This is a genomic window from Brevundimonas vesicularis (assembly GCF_032067225.1).
Taxonomy (GTDB): domain Bacteria; phylum Pseudomonadota; class Alphaproteobacteria; order Caulobacterales; family Caulobacteraceae; genus Brevundimonas; species Brevundimonas vesicularis_F.
Map to the genome: position 1 here is coordinate 976 of NZ_DAMBJX010000094.1, position 5,730 is coordinate 6,705.

Annotated in this window: 3 protein-coding genes and 1 pseudogene; 1 reads left to right on the plus strand and 3 read right to left on the minus strand. The window is 57.8% G+C overall.

The features are described 5' to 3' along the window. Positions 1–465 precede the first annotated feature (465 nt). A complete protein-coding gene (locus tag RT123_RS15185; RefSeq protein WP_313010032.1) occupies positions 466–699 on the minus strand; it encodes a helix-turn-helix transcriptional regulator in 234 nt (77 codons plus the stop codon). 712 nt (positions 700–1,411) lie between these two features. Between RT123_RS15185 and RT123_RS15190 the strand changes: the two genes are divergently transcribed. Beyond that, positions 1,412–1,636 carry a hypothetical protein gene (locus RT123_RS15190; RefSeq protein ID WP_313010035.1) on the plus strand — a complete coding sequence of 75 codons (225 nt, stop codon included), beginning with the start codon at positions 1,412–1,414 and terminating at the stop codon, positions 1,634–1,636. A 1,653-nt stretch (positions 1,637–3,289) separates the two neighbouring features. Here the strand turns inward: RT123_RS15190 and RT123_RS15195 are convergent. Together RT123_RS15195 and RT123_RS15200 are read right to left on the minus strand one after the other, a co-directional pair. Next, a complete protein-coding gene (locus tag RT123_RS15195; RefSeq protein ID WP_313010037.1) occupies positions 3,290–4,366 on the minus strand; it encodes a serine hydrolase domain-containing protein in 1,077 nt (358 codons plus the stop codon). A 246-nt stretch (positions 4,367–4,612) separates the two neighbouring features. Then, a pseudogene (locus tag RT123_RS15200) lies at positions 4,613–5,240 on the minus strand (tyrosine-type recombinase/integrase). Positions 5,241–5,730: the final 490 nt, after the last annotated feature.

The window sequence follows — 5,730 nt, forward strand, 5'->3', positions numbered from 1 at the left end:
GAGCAGTAGTTTCTGGAACACTTGCTCCAGACGATGGTCGAACAGGACATCGACCTCACCTTCCGAGGTGTCGCGGAGCGCTCGGAAGGTCGGTTTGCTCATGCCAGCACCTTCACCCGAAGGCTCGACCTGCGTGCAGCCGTCGAGGCGGCTCAAGGTCGTCAAAAGGCAGTAAGACAGGTCGCTGCCAAAATTTCAAAAAGTTCCCCTGCCCTTCTCGCCGAACGTCTCGCAGCGACCCAGGCTGAAGTGCAAACGTTAAAGCGTCAAAGGGATCTTCTCGTAGCAGGCCATCGAGCCGCGATTCTTGCCATAGGGAGGATTGGTGGGATGAAGGCTTGGAGAGAGTACTTCGTTGACTACAGCGGGGCTCTTCAAGACTTGAAGGAACTAGGCGCGCTTCCAGAAGCCGAGGTCGTCCGGATTGCACCTGTCGAAGAGCCGGATCCCAATCGGTAGCGACTTTTAGTCTCGCTTTGGCTGAAGCAGGCTCCAGACCTCGGTCGAAAGACCGGTGGCCAAGGCGTTCAAGCTGTCCAGCGAAACGTTCCGTTCGCTACGTTCGATCGATCCCACATAGGTCCGATGGAGCCCCGAAGCATCTGCGAGCTGCTCCTGACTCAGTTTTCTTTCCTGACGAAGCATGCGGACGTTTCGCGCCAGGACGTCCCTTAAATGTCTCGCTTCACCCGCTGCCATCCCACCACTGGTCGAGAGGTGATGACTTTACGTCGACAGACGTTAAGTAGCATTCATGACTGGTGCACCGGGGATCGCCCCACCATTCTCATCGTCAGACGTCCCCGTTGCGATCGTCGCTGACGCGGACGTCGTTGCCCGGCTTGAACAGGAACGTTCGAGCTTGCATGACCCTGACCTCCAGTCGACGGTCAGGCGACGACTGGAAAGCGCGGGCCGCCTTCTGGCGCACTTAGAGCGGAGAGATCTCACTTGGCCTCCGCCACGACGGTCGAGGCGGACCGTGAATGCGACGATCTCGCGGGCGGCTTTGGACGAACTGAGATCGCAAGCAGACAGGCTAGATGTTGCTGAGCAGATCTTGCTCTCTGGCGTGCTGGCCGACAACCTATTTGCATCCCCGTTAGCGATGATAGATCGGGACGAGCCACTGTCCGGATATCTTAGAACCGAGCGTGGCCACGGCCGAATTTATGGCATTCAGTTCGAAGTCACGGGCTTCCAGTACGCCTTCCTGAAGACACTCGCCGGTCAGAGCCTCACTACGCGTGAGATTTTCCAGTTGGCCGTTAGGTCCTTGGCAGAGCGCCTAGGCCGAGGGGATCCGCCGCCTGGTTTGCCCCTTTCTAGGGAAGCACTGTCTATGGCGGCAAAGGTATCTCTTGGCGCTCCGGGGAACTCCCAATCTTCACCTCGAAGTTAAAGGTCGCACATGCCCTTGGCCCCTCATCAACAAGCGATTTGGCTCACTATGTGGGCGCGCAACTTCAGCCATGCGGGCGTGGCGTTCATGATGATCGGGGTCCTGGCCCTCTTGGGCGCCCGCTTCATGGAGCATCAGATCGCGATAGGCTTCTTGGTGGGTGCCGGTCTTGTCTACGTGGGCGATCTGATCATTCGGTACATCCCGGATCCTGAGCAGCCGGTGGACAAGTAACGGATTCGCCGGCGGTCCAACCGCTAGCCTACAATGCGCCAGGAGCGGTCATTCACTGAGCGCCGAAAACACGTCATTCATCGATGCGGTCTGGGCTTGGGTACGTCCGCTTTTTGGTCCGATGCTTTTGGCCGATTCCGACCCATCTCAGACTTTCGGAACGTCCGCTCCTGAGGCTCTCATGCCGGGAGGAACCAGAGCGGCGCACCCGTCAGTGAAGCTACGTCGAAGATCGTCCGGCGGACTTGGGAACGTGCGGGTTTCGCCATTGAAGTCCACAGTGATAGGGGCCGAGACAGCGATCTGTTGGAGCACTTCATCAGCGATACCAAAGTGGAATTCGTAGGCCACCTGCGTTCCGATATTCCGAACATCAGGGGATGCAGAGCGGGTGACGTCACCTAAGCGGATCATCATTTCCGGCTGGGGCCATGCTTGCTTCGGCGTGAAGCCTCGAACCTGCACGTTTGTAGAATTGCCCTCACAGGTAAGGACCATCGCTGGACGACCGGCCTCATAATAGCTCAGGGCGGGTCGCGTCCGGTTCGAGCCGACAGCCGTCCACGCGGTAGCGGCGACGCGTCCACCAGCTTGTACGATGTCATTAACCGGCATCTGGACTTGGTGAGCGTCATCGCTGGGTCCCGTGGGCTCGGCTGGCCCCCAAGTTAGCAGTCCCGCCAGCAGCATCCCTATGAACTCGATCATCAGCCTCCCCCACTTTCAAACTAAGAGAACCACGATCTCTGTCTGCTTTCCACCCGTAGCTAACGCCGACCGCGACCGCTTTCTGGCCGAGAGGCGAGCGTCCGCTTTCTTGGTGAAGCGCACGACTGAAATCGACCCATAGCGGACGTTGCGATCGACGCAGATTCCCCTAACCTTCTAATCGTTTTCTAGGAGGCGATGTTGACAGTTTCAGCATCTGGCACTGGGTTATCGTCGGAATCGTTCTTTTCGTTTTGGACTACCCAGCAGCGTGTATCCTCTGGCGGCCTGGGTTCTCTTGATGGTGGGTCGTTGGAGCTCTGATCCCCTACATCAACGTCGCTGGATTTTTTGGGTTCTTGCTTTTCGTGAAATGGCCAATCGAGCGGCGGTAGACTTTGCAGACGACGATTGCTGACATTGCGTGGCCGTTTTGCGCATCCGTATACGTTTCAAGGAGTAACTGATGATTGCCACAGCGGTCGCAATAGCTATTCAAATCGGTGCGACAGAGCCGTTGACAGTCACATCTTTGGTTGGGGCTGTTCAGGCTTGGGACAGCTGCTTGGACGCTGCAGCGAGCAAGTACGAGCCGAGCGGTGAGCCCGCGGGCGCAGTGGTCGCCGCCGCGCTGTATGACTGTCGGCCACTGGAACTGGTTGCCCAAACGGCTTTGGTAGATTTCGTGTTGGGGAACTCCGATACGATGACCAGAGTGGAAGCAACCGACCGGGTTTTGGCTGAGCGTGGCTCACGGCTCCGTTTGCGGGAGCAGCGCCTCACAAAGCTGATTGTAGAGGCTCGCCTTCAAACCAAACAGACTTATCCTCGCGCTTCTTAAGCATCCGCTGCCGAACCTCGCTGGAACGCTGCTAGCGGCGCGGGCTTGCGTCATCATTGGAGAACGAAGCTGAGGGCAGAAATCGACCCAAAGCGGACGCTCGGCTAAACGACCATTCCAAAAATGGAAGTCGCGAAATCATTGAGTGTGGATTGCGCCATATCGGTATTGTTCACGACTGCCACCGATCGACGGTCTGACAATCGATACGTCAGGAGGGACTTGTAGCCGCCTACGGATCCCGTTTCCCAAGCGATCGGTCCTGAGTTGCTTGTGCGCACACGCCCTCCTAATGCGTAATCCTGATCCGCATACCGCACCTTGAGAAGCTCGGCTTTCGATTGCCGGGATAGATGCGGTCCACTCAGAAGCTGATCGGCAAAGGTGAGTAAGTCAGCGGCGCTGGAATATAACGTACCCGAAGCGGCCCCATACCCAAAGCAAGTGCTCATATCCAAGCCGGCCTCTGCGGTCGCACCATCAAATGCAGGCACGAGGCCGGGAACGCCTTCAAAGCCACGCTCCGCGACGCCGGTGCTTCGCAGGCCCATTGGTTGAAAGAGGAGCTTTTGCGCCAAATCTTCAAAAGCCGCGCCGGTATGAGCTTCGATGACCGCCCGAACGATCACCCAGTTCATGAAGGCGTAGTCGAAGTTGGAACCCGGAGCGAATGAGTTCGTTGCAGGCGCAAATCTCCTGACAAGTTCACCGGCGGAAGCTGTTGATGTCCGAAGCTCGGCGTCGGCTTTGGCGGCTGGCATCAGAAGATCCGGGAGCCCGCTGGTGTTGGACAGCAGATGCGCCAGGGTCACGCCACCTCCGCTGCTCGTGGGAAACCCGGGAAGCAACTCGGACAGAGGCGCGTCCAGTCGAAGTTGTCCCATTTCGACAAGGCGCAGCACCATAGCGGCTGTGAACCACTTCGAGATGGATCCTACCGCGTATGTCGATGCGGTGCTTGCAGGCGACTGATTGCGAACATCTCCAAGACCGTACGCCTTCTGCATGACTACGCTGCCGGCGATTGAAACTGCGATAACGCCATTGAAGTTTTGAGCGTCGGCAAACCGGTCCGCTACGATTTCGACGCTGCTGGCTTCAGATGCGACCGAATGGCTGGCAGACGCCAGCCCAGCCACCGACAATGATGTGGCAAGCATTTGGCGACGAGACATTTTCATTAAGGTGGCTCACATTTGACGCCGGTCTTCCTTGGCAGTCTCAAGCGGTTCAACCAAGTGACAACGCGGAAAGGTTCCCATTGAAAAGGGGGACGGCCAGACTTGGCGTCTCAATGATGCGGCGAGGAAATGCCATTGGTTACGCCTTTCGGCACGTCAGTCGACAAGCTACAGGTCAACGTCCGCTTTCCACCCTAAGCAGACTTTTGGGCAGTCCGCTCTCCAACGAACTGCCCGAAAGCCGGCTTAGAGGTCGATCTGTTCCCATATCTCCAAAGCGTCATCGACTTCGATGCCGAGGTATCTAACGGTGCTTTCCAGCTTTCCGTGACCGAGCAGAAGCTGACACGCGCGCAGATTTCCGGTCTTTTTGTAAATCAACGCTACCTTTGTCCGTCGCAGGCTGTGGGTCCCATACGCACTTGGGTTTAGGTCGATCATTCTTACCCAAGTATCGACCAACCGAGCATACTGGCGCGTGCCTATGTGCGCGCCCTCTTTGCTACGGCTGGGAAACAGCCAGTCGTCGCGTCGGCGCCCCCGGCGCTCCAGCCAATGCGCTAGCGCCTCCCTCGCGGCCTCAGTTATCTCGAACGGGACCGGGCGACCTGTCTTTTGCTGAATGATGGTCGAGCGCTGGCGAATGGCTCCGCCTTGAGCGATATCCGCTAGCCGAAGCTTCACCAGATCACAGCCTCGGAGCTTCGCATCCAGCGCGACGTTGAACATCGCCAGATCCCGGACCGATCCAACCGATTTGAGATGCTGTCGGATTGCCCAGATGTGCTTAGGCTTGGAGTGGAGCCTTGGCTCCAGTCATCCGACCAGCATTCCAGGGCTTACGAGGTAGACAAAAAAGATCGGGCTGGTTCATGGCCACCTCCCACGATCAACGCCCCCTCCTCACCATACGCTTCAGACAGCGCTGATGCGCCAGTAGCGGACGGTGGCAGCGCACCGAAGTGCGGACCTACGCAAATGCCTCAAACTTTGAGTCATCTCGAAGATGACAGCGCGGTGTTTCTGTCAATGGCTAAGCAAGGCTAAGAAGCAGCCGATTGCAAGCAGGCCCAGAAGGACGGTTCTGTGTCGTCGACGACGGGCCGCGTGGGCGAGGCTGCGACGAAGCTGTTCACGCTGTTCCGGACGGGAGCGGCTCATTGGACAGGCACCATGACCGGTACAAGCCACTTCGCAGAGGTGGGTTTCAAAGGTGCGGTTTGCGACGCAGCGCCGCGTTCCAACGGGATCTTGCTCGTTTGAGGAACAGAGAGCCTCGCACGGCTTTGGCTTGTGAAACATAACCCGGATCAGCCATGCGCGTTCTATTTACGACCTTCGAAGGGGGCGGCCACGTTCCCGCA

Coding starts and splice junctions, on each gene's coding strand:
- RT123_RS15185 (WP_313010032.1), bottom strand. CDS start 699: ATGGCAGCGGGTGAAGCGAGACATTTAAGGGACGTCCTGGCGCGAAAC.
- RT123_RS15190 (WP_313010035.1), top strand. CDS start 1,412: ATGCCCTTGGCCCCTCATCAACAAGCGATTTGGCTCACTATGTGGGCG.
- RT123_RS15195 (WP_313010037.1), bottom strand. CDS start 4,366: ATGAAAATGTCTCGTCGCCAAATGCTTGCCACATCATTGTCGGTGGCT.